The organism is Raoultella sp. T31, from assembly GCF_002806725.1.
Lineage (GTDB): Bacteria > Pseudomonadota > Gammaproteobacteria > Enterobacterales > Enterobacteriaceae > Klebsiella > Klebsiella electrica.
On record NZ_PIBO01000040.1, the window covers coordinates 19,171 to 45,673 of the forward strand.

Annotated in this window: 28 protein-coding genes and 1 pseudogene; 19 read left to right on the forward strand and 10 right to left on the reverse strand. The window is 54.3% G+C overall.

Annotation, left to right across the window (positions count from 1 at the left end):
- Window positions 1-8: 8 nt before the first annotated feature.
- The 8 genes from mrdA to lipA all read left to right on the forward strand — a co-directional run bounded on the left by mrdA (window position 9) and on the right by lipA (window position 8,857).
- The gene (gene mrdA, locus CWM52_RS21360; RefSeq protein WP_100685913.1) at window positions 9-1,910 is read left to right on the forward strand and encodes a peptidoglycan DD-transpeptidase MrdA; all 1,902 of its coding nucleotides are present in this window, start codon (window positions 9-11) and stop codon (window positions 1,908-1,910) included.
- A complete protein-coding gene (gene mrdB, locus CWM52_RS21365) occupies window positions 1,910-3,022 on the forward strand; it encodes a peptidoglycan glycosyltransferase MrdB (RefSeq protein ID WP_100685914.1) in 1,113 nt (370 codons plus the stop codon). Before mrdA ends, mrdB begins: the two co-directional genes overlap by 1 nt.
- 10 nt (window positions 3,023-3,032) lie before the next feature.
- Window positions 3,033-4,139: an endolytic peptidoglycan transglycosylase RlpA gene (gene rlpA, locus CWM52_RS21370; RefSeq protein WP_100685915.1), complete on the forward strand. Its 1,107-nt coding sequence runs from the start codon at window positions 3,033-3,035 to the stop codon at window positions 4,137-4,139.
- A 143-nt stretch (window positions 4,140-4,282) separates the two neighbouring features.
- Window positions 4,283-5,482 carry a D-alanyl-D-alanine carboxypeptidase DacA gene (dacA, locus tag CWM52_RS21375; protein WP_100685916.1) on the forward strand — a complete coding sequence of 400 codons (1,200 nt, stop codon included), beginning with the start codon at window positions 4,283-4,285 and terminating at the stop codon, window positions 5,480-5,482.
- Window positions 5,483-5,596: 114 nt separating this feature from the next.
- Window positions 5,597-5,860, forward strand: coding sequence for a DUF493 family protein YbeD (ybeD, locus tag CWM52_RS21380; protein ID WP_004859527.1), 264 nt, complete (start codon window positions 5,597-5,599; stop codon window positions 5,858-5,860).
- Between the two features lie 97 nt (window positions 5,861-5,957).
- A complete protein-coding gene (lipB, locus tag CWM52_RS21385) occupies window positions 5,958-6,602 on the forward strand; it encodes a lipoyl(octanoyl) transferase LipB (RefSeq protein ID WP_100685917.1) in 645 nt (214 codons plus the stop codon).
- Between the two features lie 144 nt (window positions 6,603-6,746).
- Entirely contained in the window at window positions 6,747-7,712 is a 966-nt protein-coding gene (locus CWM52_RS21390; protein WP_100685918.1) for a YbeF family transcriptional regulator, read from the forward strand.
- Between the two features lie 179 nt (window positions 7,713-7,891).
- Entirely contained in the window at window positions 7,892-8,857 is a 966-nt protein-coding gene (gene lipA, locus CWM52_RS21400; RefSeq protein ID WP_100685919.1) for a lipoyl synthase, read from the forward strand.
- Window positions 8,858-9,084: 227 nt separating this feature from the next.
- Here lipA and tatE read toward each other — a convergent pair whose 3' ends face one another.
- Both tatE and CWM52_RS21410 read right to left on the reverse strand, forming a co-directional pair.
- Window positions 9,085-9,291: a twin-arginine translocase subunit TatE gene (gene tatE, locus CWM52_RS21405; protein WP_004859519.1), complete on the reverse strand. Its 207-nt coding sequence runs from the start codon at window positions 9,289-9,291 to the stop codon at window positions 9,085-9,087.
- 127 nt (window positions 9,292-9,418) lie between these two features.
- Complete coding sequence (locus tag CWM52_RS21410; protein WP_100685920.1) at window positions 9,419-10,210, reverse strand: deaminated glutathione amidase; 792 nt, start codon at window positions 10,208-10,210, stop codon at window positions 9,419-9,421.
- Between the two features lie 90 nt (window positions 10,211-10,300).
- Here CWM52_RS21410 and crcB point away from each other — a divergent pair, with 90 nt between their 5' ends.
- On the forward strand, window positions 10,301-10,684 hold the full coding sequence (gene crcB, locus CWM52_RS21415) for a fluoride efflux transporter CrcB (protein ID WP_100685921.1): 384 nt from the start codon (window positions 10,301-10,303) through the stop codon (window positions 10,682-10,684).
- A 57-nt stretch (window positions 10,685-10,741) separates the two neighbouring features.
- Here crcB and cspE read toward each other — a convergent pair whose 3' ends face one another.
- Both cspE and pagP read right to left on the reverse strand, forming a co-directional pair.
- Window positions 10,742-10,951 carry a transcription antiterminator/RNA stability regulator CspE gene (gene cspE / locus CWM52_RS21420; protein WP_004859511.1) on the reverse strand — a complete coding sequence of 70 codons (210 nt, stop codon included), beginning with the start codon at window positions 10,949-10,951 and terminating at the stop codon, window positions 10,742-10,744.
- Window positions 10,952-11,145: 194 nt separating this feature from the next.
- Window positions 11,146-11,721, reverse strand: coding sequence for a lipid IV(A) palmitoyltransferase PagP (gene pagP, locus CWM52_RS21425; RefSeq protein ID WP_100685922.1), 576 nt, complete (start codon window positions 11,719-11,721; stop codon window positions 11,146-11,148).
- Window positions 11,722-12,012: 291 nt separating this feature from the next.
- On the opposite strand from pagP, the gene dcuC reads away from it, so the two are divergent.
- Together dcuC and rna are read left to right on the forward strand one after the other, a co-directional pair.
- A complete protein-coding gene (gene dcuC, locus CWM52_RS21430) occupies window positions 12,013-13,383 on the forward strand; it encodes an anaerobic C4-dicarboxylate transporter DcuC (protein ID WP_100685923.1) in 1,371 nt (456 codons plus the stop codon).
- A gap of 85 nt (window positions 13,384-13,468) precedes the next feature.
- Entirely contained in the window at window positions 13,469-14,266 is a 798-nt protein-coding gene (gene rna, locus CWM52_RS21435; protein ID WP_100685924.1) for a ribonuclease I, read from the forward strand.
- Between the two features lie 28 nt (window positions 14,267-14,294).
- Here rna and CWM52_RS21440 read toward each other — a convergent pair whose 3' ends face one another.
- Window positions 14,295-15,125: an alpha/beta fold hydrolase gene (locus tag CWM52_RS21440; protein ID WP_100685925.1), complete on the reverse strand. Its 831-nt coding sequence runs from the start codon at window positions 15,123-15,125 to the stop codon at window positions 14,295-14,297.
- Window positions 15,126-15,364: 239 nt separating this feature from the next.
- On the opposite strand from CWM52_RS21440, the gene rnk reads away from it, so the two are divergent.
- On the forward strand, window positions 15,365-15,775 hold the full coding sequence (gene rnk, locus CWM52_RS21445; RefSeq protein ID WP_032688893.1) for a nucleoside diphosphate kinase regulator: 411 nt from the start codon (window positions 15,365-15,367) through the stop codon (window positions 15,773-15,775).
- Window positions 15,776-15,969: 194 nt separating this feature from the next.
- Window positions 15,970-16,398, forward strand: a complete 429-nt coding sequence (gene uspG / locus CWM52_RS21450) for a universal stress protein UspG (protein WP_100685926.1) — start codon at window positions 15,970-15,972, stop codon at window positions 16,396-16,398.
- Between the two features lie 64 nt (window positions 16,399-16,462).
- Here the strand turns inward: uspG and ahpF are convergent, their stop codons facing one another.
- Window positions 16,463-18,028, reverse strand: coding sequence for an alkyl hydroperoxide reductase subunit F (gene ahpF / locus CWM52_RS21455; protein ID WP_100685927.1), 1,566 nt, complete (start codon window positions 18,026-18,028; stop codon window positions 16,463-16,465).
- Between the two features lie 241 nt (window positions 18,029-18,269).
- On the reverse strand, window positions 18,270-18,833 hold the full coding sequence (gene ahpC / locus CWM52_RS21460) for an alkyl hydroperoxide reductase subunit C (protein WP_100685928.1): 564 nt from the start codon (window positions 18,831-18,833) through the stop codon (window positions 18,270-18,272).
- A 409-nt stretch (window positions 18,834-19,242) separates the two neighbouring features.
- On the opposite strand from ahpC, the gene dsbG reads away from it, so the two are divergent.
- The 4 genes from dsbG (at window position 19,243) to CWM52_RS21480 (ending at window position 23,051) form a co-directional block, all read left to right on the forward strand.
- Window positions 19,243-19,989, forward strand: a complete 747-nt coding sequence (gene dsbG, locus CWM52_RS21465; protein ID WP_100685929.1) for a thiol:disulfide interchange protein DsbG — start codon at window positions 19,243-19,245, stop codon at window positions 19,987-19,989.
- Window positions 19,990-20,176: 187 nt separating this feature from the next.
- Window positions 20,177-21,100 (forward strand): DNA-binding transcriptional repressor CitR, encoded by a 924-nt coding sequence (gene citR, locus CWM52_RS21470; protein ID WP_100685930.1) that lies wholly within the window; start codon window positions 20,177-20,179, stop codon window positions 21,098-21,100.
- A 116-nt stretch (window positions 21,101-21,216) separates the two neighbouring features.
- Window positions 21,217-22,440 (forward strand): phosphoadenosine phosphosulfate reductase, encoded by a 1,224-nt coding sequence (locus CWM52_RS21475; RefSeq protein WP_100685931.1) that lies wholly within the window; start codon window positions 21,217-21,219, stop codon window positions 22,438-22,440.
- On the forward strand, window positions 22,425-23,051 hold the full coding sequence (locus tag CWM52_RS21480; RefSeq protein WP_100685932.1) for an IbrB-like domain-containing protein: 627 nt from the start codon (window positions 22,425-22,427) through the stop codon (window positions 23,049-23,051). The genes CWM52_RS21475 and CWM52_RS21480 overlap by 16 nt, the downstream gene beginning before the upstream one ends.
- Here CWM52_RS21480 and CWM52_RS21485 read toward each other — a convergent pair whose 3' ends face one another.
- Window positions 23,052-24,197 (reverse strand): pyridoxal phosphate-dependent aminotransferase, encoded by a 1,146-nt coding sequence (locus CWM52_RS21485; RefSeq protein ID WP_165785423.1) that lies wholly within the window; start codon window positions 24,195-24,197, stop codon window positions 23,052-23,054. It lies immediately after the preceding gene.
- Between the two features lie 169 nt (window positions 24,198-24,366).
- Here CWM52_RS21485 and mtnC point away from each other — a divergent pair, with 169 nt between their 5' ends.
- Together mtnC and CWM52_RS21495 are read left to right on the forward strand one after the other, a co-directional pair.
- A complete protein-coding gene (mtnC, locus tag CWM52_RS21490) occupies window positions 24,367-25,056 on the forward strand; it encodes an acireductone synthase (RefSeq protein ID WP_100685934.1) in 690 nt (229 codons plus the stop codon).
- The gene (locus CWM52_RS21495) at window positions 25,053-25,595 is read left to right on the forward strand and encodes a 1,2-dihydroxy-3-keto-5-methylthiopentene dioxygenase (protein WP_100685935.1); all 543 of its coding nucleotides are present in this window, start codon (window positions 25,053-25,055) and stop codon (window positions 25,593-25,595) included. The genes mtnC and CWM52_RS21495 overlap by 4 nt, the downstream gene beginning before the upstream one ends.
- Window positions 25,596-25,681: 86 nt before the next feature.
- Here the strand turns inward: CWM52_RS21495 and CWM52_RS27190 are convergent.
- Window positions 25,682-25,756 (reverse strand): annotated as a pseudogene (locus CWM52_RS27190) (hypothetical protein); the annotation flags it as partial.
- 25 nt (window positions 25,757-25,781) lie between these two features.
- Window positions 25,782-26,393: a methylthioribulose 1-phosphate dehydratase gene (locus tag CWM52_RS21500; RefSeq protein ID WP_100685936.1), complete on the reverse strand. Its 612-nt coding sequence runs from the start codon at window positions 26,391-26,393 to the stop codon at window positions 25,782-25,784.
- Between the last annotated feature and the right edge of the window lie 110 nt (window positions 26,394-26,503).

Below are 26,503 nucleotides of genomic sequence, written 5' to 3' on the forward strand. Positions count from 1 at the left end.
AGCAGCGAATGAAATTACAGAATTCTTTCCGCGACTATACGGCTGAATCCTCGCTGTTCGTGCGCCGGGCGCTGGTCGCTTTTTTGGGGATTTTGCTGCTTACCGGCATACTGGTTGCCAATCTTTATAACGTGCAGATTGTTCGCTACACCGACTATCAAACGCGCTCCAACGAAAACCGTATTAAACTGGTCCCTATTCCGCCCAGTCGCGGCATTATCTATGACCGCAACGGCACGCCGCTGGCGCTGAACCGCACCATCTACCAGCTGGAGATGATGCCGGAAAAAGTCGATAACGTGCAGCAAACGCTGGATGCGTTACGCGATGTCATCGATCTGAGCGATGATGACATCGCCAACTTCAAAAAAGAACGCTCGCGTTCCCATCGCTTTACTTCGATTCCCGTCAAGGTCAACCTCAGCGAAGTCCAGGTGGCCCGTTTTGCGGTTAACCAGTACCGCTTTCCCGGTGTCGAGGTAAAAGGCTATAAACGCCGCTACTACCCCTATAACTCCGCGCTGACCCACGTTATCGGCTACGTCTCAAAAATAAACGATAAAGACGTCGATCGCCTGGATAAAGAGGGCAAGCTGGCCAACTACGCTTCCACGCATGATATTGGCAAGCTGGGAATCGAGCGCTATTACGAAGATGTCCTGCACGGTCAGACCGGCTATGAAGAGGTCGAAGTCAATAACCGTGGCCGCGTTATTCGCCAGCTCAAAGAGGTGCCGCCGCAGGCCGGGCGCGATATCTATTTGACCCTCGATCTCAAGCTTCAGCAGTATATTGAGACTCTGCTCGCCGGGAGCCGCGCTGCCGTGGTCGTCACCGACCCGCGTACCGGCAGTATCCTCGCGCTGGTCTCCACGCCGAGTTACGACCCGAACCTGTTTGTGGACGGCATCTCCAGTAAAGACTACTCCACCCTGCTGAACGACCCGAATACTCCGCTGGTCAACCGCGCGACCCAGGGGGTTTACCCGCCGGCGTCGACGGTGAAGCCTTATGTCGCCGTATCGGCCCTCAGCGCGAACGTCATCACCCGCAATACCAGCCTGTTCGACCCGGGCTGGTGGCAGCTGCCGGGTTCTGACAAGCGCTACCGTGACTGGAAAAAATGGGGGCACGGGCACCTGAACGTGACCAAAGCGCTCGAAGAGTCTGCCGATACTTACTTCTATCAGGTCGCCTATGATATGGGGATCGACCGCCTCTCCGAGTGGATGAGCAAATTCGGTTACGGCCACTATACCGGTATCGATCTCTCCGAAGAGCGCTCCGGGAATATGCCGACCCGCGAATGGAAGCTGAAGCGCTTTAAGAAGCCCTGGTATCAGGGTGACACCATCCCGGTCGGAATCGGCCAGGGCTACTGGACCGCAACGCCGATTCAGATGAACAAGGCGCTGATGATTCTGATTAACGACGGCGTCGTGAAAGTCCCCCACCTGCTGCAAAGCACCGTCGAAGACGGTAAGCAGGTTCCCTGGGTTCAGCCGCACGAGCCGCCGGTCGGCGATATTCACTCCGGCTTCTGGGAAATCGCCAAAGACGGGATGTTCGGCGTAGCCAACCGCGGCAACGGTACCGCACATAAATACTTCGCCAGCGCGCCGTATAAAATTGCGGCGAAATCCGGTACGGCCCAGGTGTTTGGCCTGAAAGCTAATGAAACCTATAACGCGCACCGCATCGCGGAACGTCTGCGCGACCATAAACTTATGACGGCGTTTGCCCCTTATAACAATCCCCAGGTTGCTGTTGCCATCATTCTTGAGAACGGCGGCGCCGGCCCGGCGGTCGGCACCATTATGCGCCAGATTCTCGACCACATTATGCTGGGCGATAACAACACAAACTTGCCGAGTGAAAACCCGGCGGTAACGGCGGGGGAGGATCAATAATGACCGATAATCCGAACAAAAAATCGCTATGGGATAAAATCCATCTCGATCCGACCATGGTGCTGATTCTGCTGGCGCTGCTGACCTACAGCGCGCTGGTTATCTGGAGCGCCAGCGGCCAGGATATCGGGATGATGGAGCGTAAAATAGGCCAGATCGCCATGGGCGTGGTTATCATGATCGTGATGGCGCAAATCCCGCCGCGCGTGTATGAAGGCTGGGCGCCCTATCTCTATATCTTCTGTATCATTTTGCTGGTCGCGGTTGACGCTTTCGGCGCGATTTCCAAAGGTGCCCAGCGCTGGCTGGATCTTGGCGTCGTGCGCTTTCAGCCATCGGAAATTGCTAAAATCGCCGTGCCGCTGATGGTCGCGCGCTTTATCAACCGCGATGTGTGCCCGCCCTCGCTGAAGAATACCGCCATTGCGCTGGTGCTGATTTTCCTGCCAACTCTGCTGGTTGCCGCCCAGCCGGACCTCGGGACCTCCATTCTGATTGCGTTGTCTGGCCTGTTCGTGCTGTTCCTTTCCGGGCTGAGCTGGCGTCTGATTGGCGTGGCGGTGGTGCTGATTGCGGCGTTTATTCCGATTTTATGGTTCTTCCTGATGCATGATTATCAGCGTCAGCGCGTCATGATGTTGCTCGACCCGGAGACCGATCCGCTGGGTGCCGGCTATCATATTATTCAGTCGAAAATCGCCATTGGCTCCGGCGGCTTACGCGGCAAAGGCTGGCTGCACGGCACCCAGTCGCAACTTGAATTCCTGCCGGAACGCCATACCGACTTTATCTTTGCGGTCCTGGCGGAAGAGCTCGGCCTGATTGGCGTGCTGATTCTACTGGCGCTCTATATTTTGCTCATCATGCGCGGGCTGTGGATCGCCGCCCAGGCGCAGACCACCTTCGGGCGCGTCATGGCCGGTGGTTTAATGTTGATTTTATTCGTTTATGTCTTCGTAAATATTGGTATGGTGAGTGGTATTTTACCAGTGGTGGGGGTACCGTTGCCGCTGGTCAGCTACGGGGGCTCAGCCCTGATCGTATTGATGGCCGGGTTTGGTATCGTGATGTCGATCCACACCCACAGAAAAATGTTGTCGAAAAGCGTTTAAGGGGTTTGCGATGCGTAAGCAATGGCTGGGGATTTGCATAGCAGCAGGGCTGCTGGCGGCATGTTCGGGTGAAGACGTTCAACAGAAGACGGTCAGCACTCCACAGCCGGCCGTCTGTAATGGCCCAAGCGTGGAAATCAGCGGCGCCGATCCGCATTATGAAACGCCAAATGCCGCGGCGAATCAGGATTACGAGCGCGAAGGTAAAAGTTATAAAATCGTCCAGGATCCGTCTAACTTTACTCAGACCGGTCTGGCCGCCATTTATGACGCGGAACCCAACAGCAATCTGACGGCGTCCGGCGAAGCCTTCGACCCGACGCAGCTTACCGCGGCGCACCCGACGCTGCCGATCCCAAGCTACGTCCGCGTGACTAACCTCGCAAACGGCCGGATGATCGTCGTGCGCATTAACGATCGCGGGCCGTATGGCAACGATCGCGTTATCTCGCTCTCACGCGCTTCCGCCGATCGCCTGAACACCTCCAATAACACCAAAGTGCGTATCGATCCGATCATCGTCGCGCCGGATGGTTCGCTTTCCGGCCCGGGTATGGCCTGTACTACCGTCGCCAAACAAACCTATGCGCTACCTGCCCGCCCGGATCTTGACGGCGGCGCCGGTGTTTCCAGCGAACCGACCGCGCAAACTGATGTCCGCCCAATCAGCAATGATACGCTGAAGCCGGAAGACAGCGTAGGCGCGCCGGTGAAAAGCGGCGGTTTCCTCGGCGCGCCTACGCCACTGAATAGCGGTGTACTGGAAAGCAGCGAGCCTGCGACTCAGACGGCCCCCCAAAGCGCGCCGGTTACCGCGCCTGGTTCTGTGCAAGGTCGCGTCGCGCCGGCAGCACCGGCGACTGCCGTCGCCGCCTCGGCGGCCAGCGCCAGCGGCGACTTCGTCGTTCAGGTCGGCGCCGTCAGCGATCGGACCCGTGCGCAGCAATATCAGCAGCGTCTTAGCCAGCAGTTTTCCGTGCCTGGCCGCGTCGTGCAGAACGGTGCGGTGTGGCGCATTCAGATCGGGCCGTTCGCCAGCAAATCGCAGGCCAGTACAGTACAACAGCGCCTGCAAAGCGAAGCTCAGCTGCAGTCATTTATTACTCACGCCAACTAAACAGGCTGGGCCGTTGTCCGTACTGTGATGCGCATGAAAAAGTCATTAACAAAGTCATGCGCAATGTCGGATGCCGGTCCACGGAGCATTTGTTATAGTAGGGCACTTTTTTTAACTCCATCACGGATGCCGTTGTTCTGACCATGAAGACCTCTTTCACCGCACGTTTACTCGTTACGGCCCTCTCCGTTGCAGCGCTCTCTTCCGCTGCCCACGCCGATGACCTGAATCTCAAAACCATGATCCCAGGCGCGCCGCAGATTGACGCCGAATCCTGGATCCTTATTGATTACAATTCGGGCAAAGTGCTGGCGGAGAATAACGCCGATTCCCGCCGCGACCCGGCGAGCCTGACCAAAATGATGACCAGCTACGTCATCGGTCAGGCCATGAAAGCGGGCAAGTTTAAAGAAACCGACCTGGTTACGGTGGGCAACGATGCGTGGGCAACCGGTAACCCGGTGTTTAAAGGCTCTTCACTGATGTTCCTGAAACCGGGTATGCAGGTGCCGGTTTCTCAGCTGATCCGCGGCATCAACCTGCAGTCGGGTAATGACGCCTGCGTCGCTATGGCCGACTACGTCGCCGGTAGCCAGGATGCCTTCGTCAGCCTGATGAACAACTACGTCAATGCGCTGGGCCTGAAAAACAGCCACTTCCAGACCGTTCACGGCCTTGATGCCGACGGGCAGTACAGCTCTGCGCGCGATATGGCGCTGATTGGCCAGGCGCTGATCCGCGACGTACCGAACGAATACACCATCTATAAAGAAAAAGAGTTCACCTTTAACGGCATTCGTCAGCAGAACCGTAACGGTCTGCTGTGGGATAACAGCCTGAACGTCGACGGAATAAAAACCGGCCATACCGACAAAGCGGGCTATAACCTCGTCGCCTCGGCGACCGAAGGCCAGATGCGTCTGATCTCCGCCGTTATGGGCGGTCGCACCTTCAAAGGCCGTGAATCCGAAAGCAAAAAGCTGCTGACCTGGGGTTTCCGCTTCTTCGAAACCGTTAATCCGCTGAAAGCCGGGAAAGAGTTCTCTTCCGAACCTGCCTGGTTTGGCGACAGCGATCGCGCTTCGCTGGGGGTCGATAAAGACGTTTATCTGACTATTCCTCGTGGCCGCATGAAAGACCTGAAAGCCAGCTATGTGCTGAACAATACCGAACTGCACGCACCGCTGCAGAAAAACCAGGTGGTCGGCACCATTAACTTCCAGCTGGACGGTAAAACGATCGATCAGCGCCCGCTGGTGGTCCTGCAAGAAATTCCTGAAGGCAATTTCTTCGGAAAAATGATTGATTACATCAAGTTAATGTTCCACCACTGGTTTGGTTAAAAATCGAACGCTTGAAAGTGTGATTTACATCCCCATATACTAATCATCAAAGTAACCTGATAACTCCCACTCCTGGTGGGAGTTATTATTTTTTGTCGTAATACCGGAGCTGACATGAAAACCAAACTTAACGAACTGCTTGAATTCCCTACTCCATTTACTTACAAAGTAATGGGGCAGGCGTTGCCTGAGCTGGTTGATCAGGTGGTGGAAGTGGTACAGCGCCATGCGCCTGGTGATTACTCTCCGCAGGTAAAACCGAGCAGCAAAGGGAACTACCACTCGGTGTCTATCACCATCAACGCGACCCATATCGAGCAGGTCGAAACCCTGTACGAAGAGCTGGGCAATATCGACATCGTCCGGATGGTGCTGTAACCCATTCCCTGACCCGGCCCTGCGCCGGGTCATCCCTCCCCGTTATGCTGTGATATACTCCCCCCTCAGTCACTTCTCTCTCTGCGGAGACGTTGTTTTGCAGCATAACAAAATCCTTATCCGTCAACTTGGCCTGCAACCTTACGAACCGGTCTCGCAGGCGATGCATGAATTTACCGACACCCGCGACGACACCACGCTGGACGAAATCTGGCTGGTCGAACACCCTCCGGTCTTTACTCAGGGCCAGGCGGGAAAAGCTGAACACGTGCTGGTTCCGGGCGATATTCCGGTCATTCAAAGCGATCGCGGCGGCCAGGTAACCTACCACGGACCAGGACAGCAGGTGATGTATGTTCTGCTGAACCTCAAGCGGCGCAAACTGGGCGTGCGCGAACTGGTTACCCTGCTGGAACAGACCGTGGTCAACACGCTGGCGGAATACGCGATTGAATCGCATCCTCGCGCCGATGCGCCCGGCGTCTACGTCGGCGAGCAAAAAATCTGTTCGCTGGGTTTGCGTATCCGAAAAGGTTGTTCGTTTCACGGGCTTGCGCTGAATATTGCGATGGACCTGTCGCCGTTCCTGCGGATTAACCCCTGCGGCTATGCCGGAATGGAGATGGCCCAAATGCGCCAGTGGCAGCCGGACATTCAGCCGCAGATGGTGGCGCCTCATCTGGTTGCCAACCTGCTGGCTCTGCTCGGCAACCCGCCTCACGAGATGATTGCCGCCGCTTAGCCCCCGCTCGCTCGCGTCCCTGTCACCGGGGCGCGACATCCGCATTATCGATAGTTAAGCCATTATATTTGCAATTAAATGTCACGCACAGCGTCTCTGCTGGCCGCTATACTTGCGCTATCTCCGATAACAAGGAAGCGCTGAGTGGAAAATAACACGCCGTCATCAGAGTCGCCCACACCGTGGGAACCGCACCGCGACCGCCAGGCCTTCCGTATTCTGCGTAATGTGGATCTGAACCTGCTGACCATTTTTGAAGCGGTGTATGTCCACAAGGGCATCGTCAATGCCGCGAAAGTGCTGAACATTACGCCATCGGCGATCAGCCAGTCGCTAAATAAACTGCGCGCTTTGTTCCCCGACCCGCTGTTTATCCGTAAAGGCCAGGGAGTGACGCCTACGGCGTACGCGACCCATCTTCACCAGTACATCAGCCAGGGAATGGAATCCTTCCTCAGCGCCCTCGACCTGGCCGGCGGGGCGGTTCAGCAACGCGCCATCACCATCGCGACCTCCCCCTTTATCGGCGCTCTGGTCATCCCGGCGATTGCGCACGCGCTCAGGCCCTCTTTTCCCCAGATCCGGTTACACAACGTCGCCATTACCGATGCCAGCAGTCAGCTGACTCAACGCCAGGTCGATTTGCTGATCGACAGCGAGACCTACACAAACCAGGCCATCGTGCATCACCTGCTGTTTGAAGATCGGCTGGTGATGTATTGCCGCGAAGGACATCCGGCGTTACCAATGCCGTTAACCGAAGAGAATCTGCGCCAGTATGAGTTTGCCCTGATATTGCCGCCGGGCCAGCGCTATCCGGCAATATACCGGCAGTTGCAGGGGCCCCCGGGAGAACGCCGCTGCGGCTTCAGCAGCGACAACCTTTTTGCCCAGGCGGCGCTGATAAGCCAAAGCGATATGATAGGGCTGATGCCGGAGCAGATGTTTTCTCTGCTGGCGCGTACGTGGTCGCTGGCAAGGCTCGACTACGACTACGCTCAATCACCCGAACAACGCATTGAGATTTCACTGCATTACAACCGGATAAGCGCGCAGGAACCGTTGCTGAATCAGGTCATCGAGGTGGTTCGTCAGTCGTTTAAACAATAAAGCACGTGAGGATAAGCATAAAACAACAACTATTTTACAATTTGCCGAACAGGTAGGCTGCTTTCTGTCCCATATCAATGGTATACTGCCTGTCCTTAATTCAAAAATAGTTGATAAATACAACATTTCCTTGAATTGATTCGCTTTCCTTCGTGACTCGCAACTGGAACACGCACGCTATGAGTAAACCCATTGTGATGGAACGCGGTGTTAAGTACCGCGACGCCGATAAAATGGCCCTTATCCCGGTGAAAAACGTGGCAACTGAGCGTGAAGCTCTGCTCAGAAAACCGGAATGGATGAAAATCAAACTTCCGGCTGACTCGTCCCGTATCCAGGGAATCAAAGCAGCGATGCGTAAGAACGGTCTGCACTCCGTGTGCGAAGAAGCTTCTTGCCCAAACCTTGCGGAATGCTTCAACCACGGAACGGCCACCTTTATGATCCTCGGCGCGATTTGTACCCGCCGCTGCCCTTTCTGCGACGTTGCGCACGGTCGTCCGGTGGCGCCGGATGCCAACGAACCGCAGAAACTCGCGCAAACTATCGCCGATATGGGCCTGCGCTATGTCGTCGTGACCTCCGTTGACCGCGACGATCTTCGCGACGGCGGCGCTCAGCACTTTGCCGATTGCATCAGCGCTATTCGTGAGAAAAACCCGACGATTAAGATTGAGACCCTGGTCCCTGATTTCCGTGGCCGTATGGATCGCGCGCTGGATATCCTCACGGTGACTCCGCCGGATGTGTTTAACCACAACCTGGAAAACGTGCCGCGTCTGTATCGTCAGGTTCGTCCAGGCGCCGACTACAACTGGTCGCTGAAGCTGCTGGAGCGTTTTAAAGAAGCGCATCCGGAGATCCCGACGAAATCAGGTTTAATGGTCGGCCTCGGCGAGACCAACGAAGAGATCATCGAAGTTATGCGCGACCTGCGTCGCCATGGCGTGACCATGCTCACTCTGGGCCAGTATCTGCAGCCAAGCCGTCACCACCTGCCGGTTCAGCGCTACGTCAGCCCGGACGAGTTTGAAGAGATGAAAGCCGAAGCGATGGCGATGGGCTTCACCCACGCCGCCTGCGGCCCGTTCGTTCGTTCGTCTTATCATGCCGACCTGCAAGCCAAAGGGATGGAAGTGAAGTAAATTTCACAGCCCCTCAATCGCCGCGTGAACCCTTTCGCGCGGCGGTCCGTTTTTACCCCGCTCGCCTGACCTTTCCCTGCCTCTGGTAACAACTGGTTGCATTTTTTTATACTTTTTCGTGCACGGGCAATAAAAAGAGGCCGCAACGCTTATCGCTGCAGCCTCTTCAACGTTCAGACTCTCGCCTGCCGGTAACCCCCTCTCGCTGTCGGGGAAGGCGCCTTTAATTACTCTTTATGAGAGAGCTTCTGTGCCGGAGCGTCTTCTTCCGCACTGGTTTTCTTCGCGCTATCGTCATCGTCGTTCATGGCTTTCTTGAAGCCTTTGATAGCGGAACCCAGGTCTCCACCCAGCGTACGTAATTTTTTGGTACCAAACACTAAAATAATCAGTGCTGCGACAACCAGCAGTTTGGTAATACTAATCTCACCCATAGATAACCTTCTTCTCTAAAACAAGCTGCGAATACGCCATCATACACGCGAACAATTAACGGCTATTTGACGCGCGGACACAATAGCAATCTGTAACAAGGTGAATCAAGCCTTGTTTAAAAAAACATCACAATAATTGCGGTGGCGCAAAGCGACGGTTCTTCAATACCGGCAAACGCTCGCGAACCTGGCGCAGCGACGCTGTCGAAATGTCGGCAGTAATCATCTGCGGCCCGTCCCCTGCTCCCGCCATCGTCGTCCCCATCGGGTCGATAATGCGGCTCTGGCCAATATTGCGGGTTCCGCATTCGCCCGCCGCCACGATATAGCAGGTCGTATCCAGAGCCCTGGCCGCCAGTAGCGTGCTCCAGTGATACTCCTTCATTGGCCCTCTGACCCATGCGGTGGGCAACACCAGCACTTCAGCACCGTTAAGCGCCAGCGTTAACGCCAGCTCGGGAAAGCGTAAATCGTAACAGGTCATCAGACCAACGCGTACCCCGTCGACATCAATCAACGGTGGAATCTGTCGCCCGGCATCGACAAGGCGCGACTCCTGCATCGCAAACGCATCATACAAATGGAGCTTCTGGTACTGGGCAATCACCTCACCCTGGCGTATCGCCACCAGCGTATTCGTCGCTCGCCCCTCGCCGGAAGGCACATGCAGCGTCAGCACCGTGGTTAATAAACCATGATGATGGCTTTCATCCCGCAGCAGCTGCAGAAAACCGCCATCCATCTCCTGCGCCGACTTTACCGAAAGATCCGGATCGCTGTCGTCACGCGCCAGCAACGCTTCCGGTAATACCAGCAATGATACCCCCTGCCCGGCCGCCTGGTGCATCAACGCCACGCAGGTACGCGCATTGACTCGCCAGTCCGCCGTTACGGCAAATTGTCCCGCAGCAACCCGCATTCTCTTCTCCCGTCAGGTATTTTGTAGCCAGTGACGCATTTTGCGCGCTACACTCAAACCCCTGTATTAACCAAATAGCAGGGAATGAGAGTGTCACAACTACTTTTAGCCGTTTTTGTTGGTGGTGGTACCGGCAGCGTTTTGCGCTGGTGGCTTGGAATGAAGTTCAATCCAATGCATCACGCGATTCCCATGGGCACACTTGCAGCCAACCTGCTGGGCGCGTTTATCATTGGCGCCGGGCTGGCATGGTTTAATCGCCTGACAAACATTGACCCAATGTGGAAACTGCTGCTCACTACCGGATTTTGCGGCGGGCTGACGACGTTTTCAACCTTCTCATCAGAGGTCTTTTTCCTGCTGCAACAGGGGCGTTTCAGCTGGGCGCTGCTGAACATTCTGGCCAATCTGTTAGGCTCATTCGCCATGACGGCAACGGCATTCTGGCTCTTTTCCCATGCGGCCAGTCGCTAACGGCAGGCAAAAAAAAACCCGCGTTGAGCGGGTTTTTATATTCTACTGACGCAATGCTTAGATAGCGTTTACGTTTGCAGCAGAAGGGCCTTTGGCACCGTTAGTGATTTCGAACTCTACGCGCTGACCTTCAGCCAGAGTTTTGAAACCGTTGGACTGGATTGCAGAGAAGTGTACGAATACATCTTTGCTGCCATCTTCCGGAGTAATGAAACCGAATCCTTTGGATTCATTAAACCACTTAACGTTACCTTTAATCTTAGACATCAAAATTACCTTTATATGAAAAAACGACACTGATACTGTGTCGGACACCAGTACATCAATTGTGATGCCTTTTGTCCAGTCCAAGTTTCTTAAAAAGTGACAAATATCGCTATCTTTTTTAGGAGGTCACGCCTTAGTTGTTGTTTTTTCACAGGACAAACGACTTAGCTCTTTTATTGCTAAGTTATGCCAGTCTAAAACTGAAAACGGGCCCAGGCAAAGTAGACGTTACCGTTATTGTAGGTCCCGGGGATATAGGTCATCTGGAAGGTTGCAGGACCATAACCAATGGATGCCAGTGGCAAAATGACCGGAATGGGAATGTAATTCCAGTTATCTCGCGCCGTCACGCCCAGCGTGTACCCCAGACCAAGATGAAAATTGTCGTCGGCTAACGGACGCCAGGTTTTCTCCCAGCCATAGCCGCCAATCGGCTCCCATTTGTTAAACGAGTCCTTAAAGGCCATCAGATACAGGCCGTGCCAGTTGCCTTTATCATCCCAGCGGGAAACCCCGAATCCTGCCCCCCACGGACGCTCGTTATACTTATCGGTCTTTTCTTTGTCATAGGCAAAACGGGCATGCCAGGTAATCGCGGGAACATACAGATCGTAGTGTTCAGGTTCCTGCCAGGTCTGCCCGACGTTGTCACTTAAGGTGTTATACCCATCGCGAATCGTCGACGTAAACGACGCGTTAGCCACGCCACAAGAGAGCATTACCCCTAAAAAACTAATAAAAAACAATACGAAATGACGTTGTCTCAACACTTATCTCTTACCAATATCAATTTTAAAGCGCAATAAGTTAACAAGTATAATCTTAATATTGCCTTAACGAAATCAGGTAAGTTTCTGATTTATGATCGGAAAAACAGCAAGCTTTTCACCTTTCCGTTTTGTGATAGCGGCCGCCCCTCGACTGATGATAGCAGGATTCTCATCGGTTTATTGATTTGCATCAGCATGTTTTGCCCATGAATTAGGCACATTCGCTTACTTAATTTTTTCTTCACTTTATTTATTAGCAGATTCTTTGGGTGAAAGGCTTAGAGGTAAAAAATGCTTACGCTAGTTGAGATTCTGATTGGCATTGTGGTCATTGTGGGCGTTGCCCGCTATATCATAAAAGGCTATTCCGCCACCGGCGTGCTCTTCGTCGGTGGTTTGACGTTACTTATCGTCAGCGCGTTGATGGGACACAAGATTTTACCCGGCGATACGAAAAGCACGGGGTATTCCGCAACCGATATCATCGAATACGTCAAAATTCTCCTGATGAGCCGCGGCGGCGATTTGGGCATGATGATCATGATGCTCTGCGGATTCGCCACCTATATGACCCATATTGGCGCCAACGATATGGTGGTGAAGCTGGCTTCTAAGCCGCTGCGCTACATTAACTCCCCCTATCTGCTGATGATCGCCGCCTATTTCGTCGCCTGCCTGATGTCGCTGGCCGTCTCCTCGGCGACCGGCCTGGGCGTTCTGCTGATGGCCACCCTGTTCCCGGTGATGGTGAATGTCGGTATCAGTCGCGGCGCCGCGGCGGCCATTTGCGCCTCGCCGGCCGCGATTATCCTCTCTCCGACCTCCGGCGACGTGGTGCTGGCCGCCAAAGCCGCAGAAATGCCGCTCATCGACTTTGCGTTTAAAACCACGCTGCCGATCTCCATCGTCGCGATTATCGGCATGGCCATTGCCCACTACTTCTGGCAGCGCTACCTGGATAAAAAAGAGAACGTCGCGCACGAAATGCTCGATGTGAACGAACTCACCACCACCGCCCCCGCCTTCTACGCCCTTCTGCCCTTTACGCCAATTATCGGCGTCCTGATTTTCGACGGGAAATGGGGCCCGGAACTGCATATTATCGCCATCCTCGTGCTCTGCATGCTGCTGGCGGCCGTGCTGGAGTTCGTTCGCGGCTTTAATACGAAAAACGTTTTCGCCGGACTGGAGGTCGCCTATCGCGGTATGGCCGATGCCTTCGCCGGCGTCGTCATGTTGTTGGTGGCCGCTGGCGTCTTTGCCCAGGGTCTGAGCACCATTGGCTTTATCAATAGCCTGATCTCAATTGCCACATCATTTGGCTCGGCAAGCATCATTTTAATGCTGGTGCTGGTCATTCTGACCATGCTGGCGGCAATGACCACCGGTTCCGGTAACGCGCCGTTTTACGCCTTCGTAGAGATGATCCCGAAATTAGCCCACTCTTCAGGCATCAACCCGGCCTATCTGTCCATTCCTATGCTACAGGCTTCAAACCTGGGTCGTACTATTTCGCCGGTCTCGGGCGTCGTGGTTGCCGTTGCCGGGATGGCCAAAATCTCCCCCTTTGAAGTGGTGAAGCGGACCTCTGTTCCGGTTATCGTCGGTCTGCTGGTGGTGATTATCGCCACCGAAGTTCTGGTACCCGCTAGCGCGCTTTAATTAACGCGAAAAGGCGCCAGCCGGCGCCTTTTTTATGCTTTAATCATTTCCTGTAAATCATTGTCACCCACTATCAGGATTAAAAATGTTCAGGAAGGATTTCGTCGCCATTGCCCTTTTGTTAACGGCAACCCAGGCTGGCGCTGAACCACTCACCGCAACGCAATATGGCGATTTCGACCGTTATGTACTGGCTTTGTCATGGCAAACAGGGTTCTGCCAGAGCATGCATGACAGAAACCGTAGCGAGCCGGAAGAGTGTCGTTTGCAGCAGGAACTACCGAATAAAGCAGATTTCCTGACGGTACATGGCCTCTGGCCTGGCTTGCCAAAATCCATTGCGGCGCGCGGCGTCGACGATCGGCGCTGGATGCGTTTTGGCTGCGCCACCCGCCCTGTCCCCAACATGCCTGAAGTCAAAGCCGGGCGTAAATGCCAGGCCGCTGAAACCGGGCTGTCGCTGGAGATGGCGAATAAACTCAACAGCGTGATGCCGGGCGCCGGCGGCAATTCGTGTCTCGAGCGTTATGAATATGCGAAACACGGCGTCTGCTTCGGCTTCGATCCCGATAGCTACTTTGGCACGATGGTGCGTCTTGATAGTGAAGTGAAGCAGAGCCCGCTGGGCCTCTTTCTGGCGAAGCATTACGGGCAGAGCGTCAGCCGCGATGACTTCGATGCCGCCGTCGCGCAGGCATATGGTAAGCAGAGCGTGAAAGCATTCAAGCTGACCTGTAACGGCAATCCGGCTTATTTAACCGAGATACAAATCGCCATCAAAGCGGAGGCCATCAATCAACCGCTTTCAGCCAATGGCCTCTTGCCTCAGCCTCATCCGGGGAATTGCGGCAAACAATTTGTGATTGATAAAGCCGGCAACTGATGATTCGGCGGCGTAAGCCGCCGGTCGATTATGCGCGAATAAAATCCAGCAAATCCTGGTTAATCTGGTGCTTATGGGTCGTACAGATCCCGTGAGACCCGCCCTGATAGACCTTTAATTCGCCGTCAGGCAGCAGCTGCGCCGCCACTTTCCCGCAGGTTTCAAACGGGACAATCTGGTCATCATCACCATGAATCACCAGCGTCGGGATCGTCATCTTACGCAGGTCTTCACGGAGGTCGGTTTCAGAAAACGCTTTAATGCAGTCGTAAAGCGCTTTTATTGACCCCTGTAATCCCTGCTCGACAAACCCTTCGCGTACCGCTTTTGACTCTTTGGCGCCGTCACGGTTGTAGCCGTAGAATGCGGCGGTCAGCTCATAGAAGAACGCTCCGCGATCCTCGATAACGCCCTCCCTGATGCTGTCGAATACCGCTTTGGGAACGCCGTTCGGGTTAAAATCCGTCTGAATCATAATCGGCGTCACGGCGCCAATCAGCACCGCTTTCGCCACTCGCTCAGTCCCGTGCCGACCAATATACCGCGCAACCTCCCCGCCGCCGGTGGAGTGTCCGACATGAACGGCATCGCGCAAATTCAGATGGGCGGTGAGCTGAGCCAGATCGTCAGCATACCGATCCATGTTGTGCCCTTCCCAGGGCTGAGCCGAACGACCATGTCCTCGACGATCGTGAGCAATCACGCGGAATCCCTGCGATCCGAGAAACAGCATTTGATCTTCAAAAGCATCAGCCGTTAACGGCCAGCCGTGGCTAAATACCACCGGTTGCCCGCTTCCCCAGTCTTTAAAATACAGATAACTACCGTCGTTAAGAGTAAGTTTGTCAAAACCGCTCATTTCAGTCTCCTGTACTGGAAGGGTACTACCTGATACCGCTTAAAAAGGATAAGACAGATTTTTCGGTTGTGACGGCATTATCATAAATTTCATCTCTCCCTTTCGGCGATCATCGCTTAATGTGCGTTTAATCACTTCAAACTGCCGACAAGTCTCAGTATGATGGGACGACATTAACCCTTGCCTTTCGGTGAGGGTTTTCTTTTACGGACAGGTTCCTGGATAACACGGAGTATGCGATGACCAGACCCGCAATCATCATTAATGAGCTCGATGCAGAACGCATCGACAGGCTGCTCGAACAGCCGGCTTTCGCTAATTCCCCAGTGGCAGATGCGCTGAACGACGAACTGGATCGTGCGCAAATGCTGGCACCGGAAGCAATGCCGCATGATGTCGTCAGCATGAACAGCAAAGTCAGATTTCGCGATTTGACCAGCGGTGAAGAGCGCGTGCGGACACTGGTGTTTCCCTCGCAGGTGACGGACAGCGCAACCCAGCTTTCCGTGCTCGCCCCGGTTGGCGCCGCGCTGCTCGGCCTGAAAGTCGGCAGTGCCATCCACTGGGAGTTACCGGGCGGAGCATCGGCCCATCTCGAAGTGCTGGAGCTGCTTTACCAGCCGGAAGCCGCAGGTGAGTTTCATCGTTAATTCTCCCGCTGCCTGAGGCGTTTCACGCTTTATTCAGAGGATGTCTTCGCATCCTCTTTCTGCACCCCCTCTCTCGTGGTACTGACAAAATTTTACCCCCCTATCCGCCTGAGCTGACAGTTTTGCGAGCTGAATGACACTATATCTTCCTATAATGTGTTGATATAGAAACAGGCGAACAAGGAGGAATGCATATGTATAAAACTATCATTATGCCCGTTGATGTTTTTGAGATGGAGTTGAGCGACAAGGCCGTCCGCCACGCGGAGTTTTTGGCCCAGCAGGATGGCATTATTCACCTGCTCCACGTATTACCCGGATCGTCCAGCTTCACGATGAGCCGCTTTACCGCCGATCTGCGTCGTTTTGAAGAGCACTTACAGCACGAAGCGGAAACGCGTCTGAAAACAATGGCCGGGCATTTCAGCATCGACCCTGCGCGGATTAAAATGCACGTCCGCTTTGGTAGCGTGCGGGACATGGTCAATGAACTGGCGAACGAAATTAAAGCCGATGTGGTGGTGATTGGTTCGCGTAACCCTTCTATCAGCACCCACTTACTTGGCTCCAATGCCTCAAGCGTTATCCGCCACGCCCATATTCCGGTGATGGTCGTTCGCTAACACCGAACGCAAAAGAGGCTACCCTGGGGGTAGCCTCTTTATATGCAGGTGTCGTCTTACTTTATTATGCGGTTTTGGTACGAATCAGATAATCGAACGAACTCAGCGAAGCTTTCGCCCCTTCGCCCGCAGCGATAATGATCTGTTTGTACGGTACGGTTGTGCAGTCGCCGGCGGCAAATACGCCCTTGACGTTTGTTTCACATTTCGCGTCGATGATAATTTCCCCCATCCGGTTGCGCTCGATGGCGCCTTCCAGCCAGTTGGTGTTCGGCAACAGACCAATCTGCACGAAAATCCCCGCCAGCCCGATATGGTGCTCATCCCCGCTGACCCGGTCACGATACTGCAGGCCGGTCACTTTGCTGCCATCGCCCGTGACTTCAGTGGTCTGAGCGTTGAGAATGATATCGACGTTTTTCAGGCTGCGGACTTTATCCTGCAGGACCTGGTCGGCTTTCATTTCCGGGGCGAACTCCAGCAAGGTCACGTGTTCTACCAGACCCGCCAGATCGATGGCCGCCTCAACGCCGGAGTTACCGCCGCCGATGACCGCCACGCGTTTACCTTTAAACAGCGGGCCGTCGCAGTGCGGGCAATAGGTCACCCCTTTGGTGCGATACTGATCTTCACCCGGCACGTTCATGTTGCGCCATTTTGCCCCGGTGGCAATGATTACGCTGCGCGCTTTCAGCACCGCGCCGGAGGCCGTTTCAATTTGATGCAGGCCGCCTTCTACCGCAGCCGGAATCAGTTTCGCTGCGCTCTGAGAGTCAATCACATCCACAGCATAGTCGCTGACGTGCGCTTTTAACGCCCCGGCCAGCTTCTGCCCTTCCGTTTTCGGCACAGAGATGTAGTTTTCGATATCCACGGTATCCAGCACCTGACCACCGAAACGTTCACCCATCAGACCGGTACGAATGCCTTTACGCGCAGAATAGACCGCCGCAGCGGCGCCTGACGGGCCGGAACCGACAATCAGCACATCATAAGCATCGCGTTTATTCAGCTCTTCCGCCGCCCGTTTTTCGGCACCGGTATCGACTTTAGCGACAATTTCCGCCAGCGTCATACGCCCCTGACCGAACTCCTGGCCATTCATAAAGACCGCCGGGACGCCCATCACGTTGCGATCGGTAATCTCATTCTGGAAAGTCCCGCCGTCAATCGCCGTATGTTTGATACGCGGATTCAGTACCGCCATCAGGTTCAGCGCCTGCACGACATCCGGGCAGTTATGGCAAGAGAGCGAGTAATAGGTTTCAAACTCAAAATCACCGTCCAGATCGCGGATCTGCTCAAGCAGCGACTGGGTCTCTTTGGACGGATGACCGCCGGTCCACAGCAGCGCCAGCACCAAAGAGGTAAATTCATGTCCCAGCGGGGAACCGGCAAAGCGCGGCCCCTGAAGGGAACCGGGGTTCGCGATCAGGAAAGAGGGCTTGCGGACAGGCAAGCTGTTATCTTCTCTGAAGGTCACTTTTGCCGACAGTTCGGCAATTTCAGCCAGCAGTTCCTTGATTTCTGCCGATTTTGCGCTGTCATCCAGCGTGGCAACCAGCTCAACAGGTTTAGTCAGTTTCTCAAGGTAGGCCTTGAGCTGGGTTTTCATGTTGGTGTCGAGCATTTTTAATCTCCTGCTTAAAAAACATCATCATGCAAGCTGCCTTGCGGGCGGCCTGAATGCGGCTTGCATCATGGTGTTGAAATAAAACGGGCGCAGATGCACCCGCTTGAGGATAAATTCGCAAGCATTTCGTGTTACAGCAAGGCGGCAAGCTTATGAATCCCCGGGAGCTTACATCAGTCAGTAACCGGGGGGACGAAGCATAGCCAACGCACCTGTAGCGCGAAAGGCGTAGTGAATTTTAGATTTTGCCGACCAGGTCCAGAGATGGCGCCAGAGTCGCTTCACCTTCTTTCCATTTTGCCGGGCAAACTTCGCCTGGGTGAGAAGCAACATACTGAGCAGCTTTGATTTTACGCAGCAGGTCAGATGCGTCGCGGCCGATACCTTCAGCAGTAACTTCGATAGCCTGGATGATACCCTGCGGGTCAACAACGAAGGTTGCGCGGTCTGCCAGACCCTGGTCTTCACGCATGTTGTCGAAGTTACGGGTCAGGGCGCCAGTCGGGTCGCCGATCATCGCATATTTGATTTTTGCGATGGTGTCAGAGCTGCTGTGCCATGCTTTGTGAGTAAAGTGGGTATCGGTAGAAACGGAGTACACGTCTACGCCCAGTTTCTGCAGTTCTTCGTAATGGTCTGCCACGTCGCCCAGTTCAGTCGGGCATACGAAGGTGAAGTCAGCCGGATAGAAGAAGAAGACGCTCCAACGGCCTTCGGTGTCTTTCTCGGTAACTTCGATGAATTCACCGTTTTTGAATGCCTGGTTTTTAAAAGGTTTGATTTTAGTGTTAATCAAGGACATCTATACTTCCTCCGTGTTTTCGTTGAGGTCTAAGGTAACGAACTTTTGCTGATTCGACCAATGTGTTTGCATTATCAAATCAATAAGCGATATCTAACAACCGGAACAAGACAGCTTTGTGAACCCGTCGCGACGATCGCCGCGTTTCGTTACTTTTTGCATCCCGCCGCGCTGAAAGTAAAAAGGCCGCCCTCTTCAGGCGGCCCCGTTACCTGAAATACCCGCAGGTAGGTTCAGTGCCAGACAAGCTGGCTATGTGTTGCGCTCTACATTACCTTAATGTAACAGCAAGGCCGATTACACCATCCGCGGTAATAAAGGGCAATCCGCTCGCGGGCAGGTCTTACCTATAGCTGTGATAGGCAGCATCATCTTCTTACCTTACACATTGATTTAACAAGGAATAACCATGTTAAAGCGTCTGTTTTTTCTCAGTTTTTTACCCTTTTTCAGCCAGGCTGAAGATTTGCCAGCTCCTGTAAAAGCGATAGAAAAACAGGGAATTACCATCATTAAGCCCTTCGAGGCGCCGGGTGGGATGAAGGGATGGCTGGGGAAGTATCAGGATATGGGGGTCACTATCTATCTGACCCCCGACGGCAAGCACGCCATTTCCGGCTATATGTACGATGAGAATGGCACTAACCTGAGCGAACAGCTGTTCCAGAAAGAACTCTACACGCCGGCGGGCCAGGCGCTGTGGAAGAAAATGGAAGCCGCCAGCTGGCTACAGGAAGGGAAAAAGGAGGCGCCGGTCATTCTGTATGTCTTTGCCGACCCCTTCTGCCCGTACTGCCTGAAATTCTGGCAACAGGCCCGTCCGTGGGTAGAGTCCGGCAAAGTACAGATTCGCACGCTGCTGGTTGGCGTCATCAAGCCCGAAAGCCCGGCGACGGCCGCCGCGATCCTCGCCACCGCGGATCCGGCGAAAACCTGGCATGACTACGAACAATCCGCCGGAAAAATGAACATAAAAATCCCGGCGAATCTCTCCCCGCAAAAAATGAAGATCGTCAGTGAGAACCAGCAGTTAATGGATCAACTCGGCGCGAACGCCACGCCTGCCATTTACTACATGAACAAAGAGAATATGCTGCAGCAGGTGGTCGGGCTGCCTGAAGCCGACAAGTTGCAGACCATGATGGGAGAAAAGTAACCCGCCCGGTGCGGCTTTCTGGCCAGGTGCTTAAGGAAAAAGAACCTGGCTTACGCCTCTCCAGTCATATACATTCAGTCATGGCGAAGAATAAACGCCCTAATAAATTCATCAAATCAATCATTACAAAAAATAAATACAAAATATTAATAACTTTTATCACCACGACTTTATCCGGATATTAGCAATGGCGAACCTTTACGGCCTGAAAAAATTCGATCTTAACTTGCTGGTTATTTTTGAATGCATCTATCAGCATCTGAGCATCAGTCGAGCGGCGGAAGCACTGTTTATTACCCCCTCCGCCGTCAGCCAGTCATTGCAACGCCTGCGCACTCAGCTTAACGATCCGCTGTTTATTCGTTCGGGAAAAGGCATTACGCCCACCCAAACGAGCATCAACTTGCATTATCTCCTCGAAAAAAACTTAAGCCAGCTAGAGAAGACGATTTCTCTCGTCAACCCGGCCAACTTAAAAAAACGTTTTGTCATTTATAGCCCTCAGTTATTTATTCCCTCCGACTCTTTACAATTAATCCACGCTCTCTACCAGACTCCCAATATGCAGGTGGAACACCATGACCTCCAGCTCACCAGCGACTCGGTGGAAAGTCTGCTCTCGCAGCGCAAGGCGGACCTGATACTCAGTTTATCCCCCTGTAAAAGCGCGGAGATATTCTGCCAGCCCTTCCTGGAGGCTGAGATGGCACTGGTCTGCGGTGAACGCCATCCGCGGGTAGATGAACTGAACGATCGTGCCGCCATCCTGCGGGAAAGCTTCGCCGGTTATCTTTCCACGGAGGTCGGCATAAAGAATTTTCATGCGCAAATGAAAAAAAGCTTACCCGACCGAATGATGACCTTTCGTAGCGATTCGCTGCTGGCGCTCATTAATATGATTAACCAGACCGACCTTATCGGCTTTGTGCCGAAAGCCATACTGAACCACCCGCTCTTCAATCTGAACTTGAGAGTGCTGCCCGTTCCGGTGCCATCTATTATTATCTACATGATTTATCACCAGACGCAGATAAATATGCCCATATTCTCCTCGCCGCTCGATAAAATAATCAACCTGCAACCGCAGGAAAACAATTCATATCATGAATAATTAAATAAAAATCAATATTCCAGCCTAATATAAAACCATAAAAAATGACGGAAATTATTTTCTGTCGTAGCATGACATGCCATTAAATCGTCAACTGCACCTAAGGAACAGAGATCGTGACATTAATAAAATACCCGTTGCCCGAGTCCGTTCTGCAAGCCGCGCAGAAACGCATTGAATGGGTGATGGATAATTTCCCTCGTCTCTGCGTCTCTTTTTCCGGTGGCAAGGACTCCACCCTGATGCTGCATCTGACCGCGCTTCACGCGCGACGTACAGGCCGCAAAATTAACGTGCTGTTTATCGACTGGGAAGCGCAGTTCTCCTGCACCATTACCCATTGCGAAGCGCTCCGGGAAGCGTATCAGGATGTCATCGAACAGTTTTTTTGGGTTGCCCTGCCGTTAACCACGCAGAACTCACTCAGTCAGTTCACGCCGGAATGGCAATGCTGGCAACCAGACGCCCGATGGGTGCGCCAGCCGCCGCCCCATGCCATTACCGACCCCGGCTATTTCTCTTTTTATGTCCCGGGGATGAGCTTCGAAAACTTTGTTCGCGAATTCGCCGACTGGTTTGCCGCCAGCCGTCCCGCTGCGGTCTTAATCGGCATCCGCGCGGATGAATCCCTTAACCGATTCATCACCATCTCGTCGCGGCGCAAACAGCGCTTTGCCGATGATAAACCCTGGACCACCGCAGCGCCGGGAGGCCACGCGTGGTACACCTACCCTATTTATGACTGGAAAACCGCCGATATCTGGACATGGTTTGCCAAAAGCGGACTCGCTTATAACCCACTCTATGATCTGATGTATCAGGCCGGTGTACCGCTGCGCTACATGCGTATCTGTGAACCTTTCGGTCCGGAACAACGCCAGGGGCTTTGGCTTTATCACGTACTGGAACCTGAACGCTGGGCCGCCATGTGTCGGCGGGTAAGCGGCGCGTGCGGCGGCGGCATCTACGCCGGCCAGGATAACCAGTTCTACGGGCATCGCAAGCTGGAGAAGCCCGGACATCATAGCTGGAAGAGCTACGCCCTGTTTTTACTCGACAGCATGCCGGAAAAAACGGCCGAACATTACCGGAATAAAATTGCCGTCTATCTGCGCTGGTATCAAAAACAGGGGATGGAGGATATACCTGACCTCCAGAAGGCCGATACCGGCGCGAAGGATATTCCGTCCTGGAGACGCATCTGCAAAGTGCTACTGAATAACGATTACTGGTGCCGCATGCTCTCTTTCAGCCCGACCAAATCCAGCCATTACCGGCGCTACCGCGAACGAATGAGTCAAAAACGCCAGCAATGGGGGATCTTATGCAACAACAAATAATGCACGACCTTGAGCGCTATCTGAACACTCTTCAGGATGCGGAGCGCGTCGAGGCGCTGAACGCTTTTCGCCAGCTTTTACACCATTACAGCCCGTTCAAATCCCATCCCGTTGACTGCGTGCTGTGGGTAAAGCAGGAACGCGTCTCGCCAAATGATTACAACCCCAACAACCTCGCCCCGCCGGAAAAACGCCTGCTGCTCACTTCGCTGAAAACGGACGGTTTTACGCAACCCATCGTGGTGCTCAGACAAGATGAGGCGCGCTACACCATCGTCGACGGATTCCATCGCCACGAGCTTGCCAGAAATAAAGCGCCGTTAAAACAACAGCTAAACGGCTATCTGCCGGTCGCCTGCCTGGAAAACCATTCAGCCAGTCGCGATACGCTGATGGCCGCCACCATTCGCCATAACCGCGCGCGGGGCCGCCATCAGATCCCGGCCATGTCAGAGATCGTCCATGAGCTGGCGAACCTTGGCTGGTCTGACGCGAAAATCAGTCAGGAACTGGGTATGGATACGGACGAAGTGTTACGCCTGAAGCAAATTAGCGGTCTTGCCGAACTGTTTGGCGACCGGCAATTTTCTCAGGCGTGGACCGTAAAATAACTACAGCTGGCAGAGACGTTCCGCTGCGGCCAGCAGAGTTGCCGGTTGTTTTGCAAAGCACAGGCGGATGAGCTTGTGCGGGAACGGATCGGCGCAGAACACCGACAGCGGGATCGCCGCGACGCCCACTTCGGTCGTCAGCCAACGGCAGAAGCTGACATCATCGAGATCGGAAACCGCGCTGTAGTCAGCCAGCAGGAAGTAGGTACCCTCACAGGATAAAATCTCCAGACGACTACTGCGCAGGGCATCGACAAACAAGTCTCGCCGCTCGCGATAAAATTCCGGCAACTGACGATAGTGCTCCGGCTCATGGCGCAGCATATCGGCGATAGCCAGCTGAGCCGGCGTATTCACCGCGAAGGTCAGATACTGATGAACCTTGCGCAGCTCAGCGCTTATCGCCGCCGGTGCCACGCAGTACCCCACTTTCCAGCCGGTCATGTGGAAGGTTTTGCCAAATGAAGAGACCGCCACCGCCCGTTCGCGCAGCTGCGGGTGGGCCAGTACGCTGGCGTGCCCGTGCGGCGCAAAGCAAATATGCTCATAGACCTCATCGCTGATCACATAAATTTGATGGTCAGCAATCGCCTGCCACAACGCGGCAAAATCCTCGCGCTGCCAGACCGTCGCCGACGGATTATGCGGCGTGTTCAGGATAACCAGCCGGGTGCGTTCGCTAAGCGCCGCGGCAAATGCCTGCCAGTCAACGCGAAAATGGGGCGGCTGCAAAGCGATACGTTTCAACACGCCGCCGGACAACTCCACGGCCGGCGCGTAGCTGTCGTAACTTGGGTCAAAACAGATAACCTCATCACCGGCGCGGACCAGCGCGGTAATCGCCGCATACAGCGCTTCGGTCGCCCCCGCCGTGACGGTAATATCGCTGTTGGCATCCGGATGATAGCCGTACAGTTCAGCGGTTTTATCGGCAATCGCCTCACGCAAGGCCGGGACGCCGGTCATCGGCGCGTACTGGTTAGCCCCCTGAGCGACATGATAGGCCAGGCGCTCCTGCAGGTAGCGCGGCCCGTCAAAATCCGGGAACCCCTGCGACAAGTTGATCGCCCGGTGCTCCTGCGCCAGCGCGCTCATCTGGGTAAATATAGTGGTGCCAAGCGAAGGGAGTTTACTTTCAGGAATCAGTGGCTTATTGCTCATTGTATAATTACCGATTGTAATGCTGTTGTTGAAGCCACTATAACACGATGTTAGTATTTGGCAATCAAGACGCTTAGACGTCTAAATGATAATGTTATGCCGGTTCTCGCCTGAAGCAGCCCTATCACGGCGCACCGCCTACTCTGGAGAAACCATGATCCGCGCTATCGTGACCGATATTGAAGGTACCACCAGCGACATTTCTTTTGTCCACAACGTTCTGTTTCCATACGCCCGCGAGCGGCTGGCGGCCTTTGTCACCGCGCAACAGTACGCCGAGCCGGTGAAGACGATCCTTGATAATCTGCGAACGGAAATCGGCAACCCCACCGCCAGCGCCGCCGAACTGATTGATACCCTGCTGGCCTTTATGGATGAAGACCGCAAGTCAACGGCGCTCAAGGCGCTGCAGGGCATTATCTGGCGCGAGGGCTATGTTAACGGCGACTTTACCGGCCATCTCTATCCGGACGTTCTGCCCGCGCTGGAAAAATGGAAGTCTCAGGGAATTGATTTATATATATATTCCTCTGGCTCCGTCGCGGCGCAGAAATTGTTATTTGGCTACAGCGATGAAGGTGATATTACTCATCTGTTCAGTGGCTATTTCGATACCTTGACGGGAGCCAAGCGAGAAACGCAGTCCTACCGCAATATTGCCGAACAGCTGGGGCATCATCCGGCGACGATTCTGTTCCTCTCCGATATTCATCAGGAGCTGGATGCGGCAGAAGCCGCCGGTTTTCGTACGATCCAGCTGGTGCGCGGCGACCGCGATCCTGCCAGCCATCACCCGCAAGTTCAGCGTTTTGACGACATTCATCCGGAGCAGATCCCAGCATGAGCGCATTAACGATTTATTCAGAAAAAGACGCCGGTACCCCTCTCTGGCATAGCACCGACGGCGATGAAATCCAGCAGCAGCTCAACGCCAAAGGCGTGCGCTTCGAACGCTGGCAGGCCGACCGTGATTTAGGCCCCTCTCCGACATCCGAGACGGTGCTTGAAGCCTATCAACACGCTATCGCGAAGCTGGTGGCGGAAAAAGGTTACCAGAGCTGGGATGTCATCAGCCTGCGCGCGGATAATCCGCAGAAAGAGGCGCTACGCGCGAAGTTTCTCAACGAACACACCCACGGTGAAGACGAGGTCCGCTTTTTTGTTGAAGGCGCCGGGCTGTTCTGCCTGCATATCGGCAATGAAGTGTTTCAGGTACTGTGCGAGAAGAACGATCTGATTTCAGTACCGGCCAACACGCCGCACTGGTTTGATATGGGCCCGGAGCCTGATTTCACCGCTATCCGCATTTTCGACAACCCGGAAGGTTGGGTGGCGAAATTTACCGGCAACGATATCGCCAACGCCTACCCGCGGCTGGCATAACGCCACAATGCGCTAGCGCCGGGTGGCGGCTACGCCTGACCCGGCCTACACCATCCGTAGCTTCCCGATGGCCCGTGCCAGTGAAACGCCTGCAAGTGTTCATCAAACAGCAGCGCTTTCACGCGCGAGGTGCCGATATCGATTCCGGGATAAAAATCCATGCCTGACCCGTTAGTGGAGTGAAATTTAGTCGCGCTCGTAGCGGCGGCGCATCAGCTCGCACTCGAACAGAAACTCCAGTCCTTCCAGCTGGCGACGGGCCTCATTAATATCTTTGCCCCAGCAGGTCAGACCGTGGCCACGCAGCAGGAAGCCGTAGCGCAGCGGGTTGGTCTGCGCATAATCTTCAATGCGCGCCGCCAGAGCGTCGATATCCTGGTCGTTATCGAAAATCGCCACCGGTACGCTATCGAGGTGGCTGTGCTGGCCGGTCAGGGTTTTCTGCATTTCATAGCCCTGCAGCGCCAGCGTCCCGCTCTTCTCGATGCGCGACAGCACCGTCGCGTTGACGGTATGGACGTGCAGCACGACGTTAGCCTCAGGGAACAGGCGATACACCAGCGTATGCAGGCCGGTTTCAGCAGACGGTTTACGCCCGGAAGGCGCTTTATTGCTGGCGATCTCCACCTGCAGGAAATCCTCCGTCGTCAGGCTGCCTTTATCGCGCCCCGACTCGCTAAGCCAGCACCAGGTCTCATCCTGACGCACCGACATATTGCCGCCGGTCGCCGGCGCCCAGCCTTTCGCGCCGATCCAATGACAGGTGGTGACCAGTTGCGCGAGTCTTTCTTGCCACATAGCAGTTCCTTAGTTTAGCGATGTTAATTTGAGAACCTGTACGGGCAGGCGTTATTGTTGCGGGCAGTCTGGACATGGACAGCGCGCAACACCCGGAACGTACACGCAGT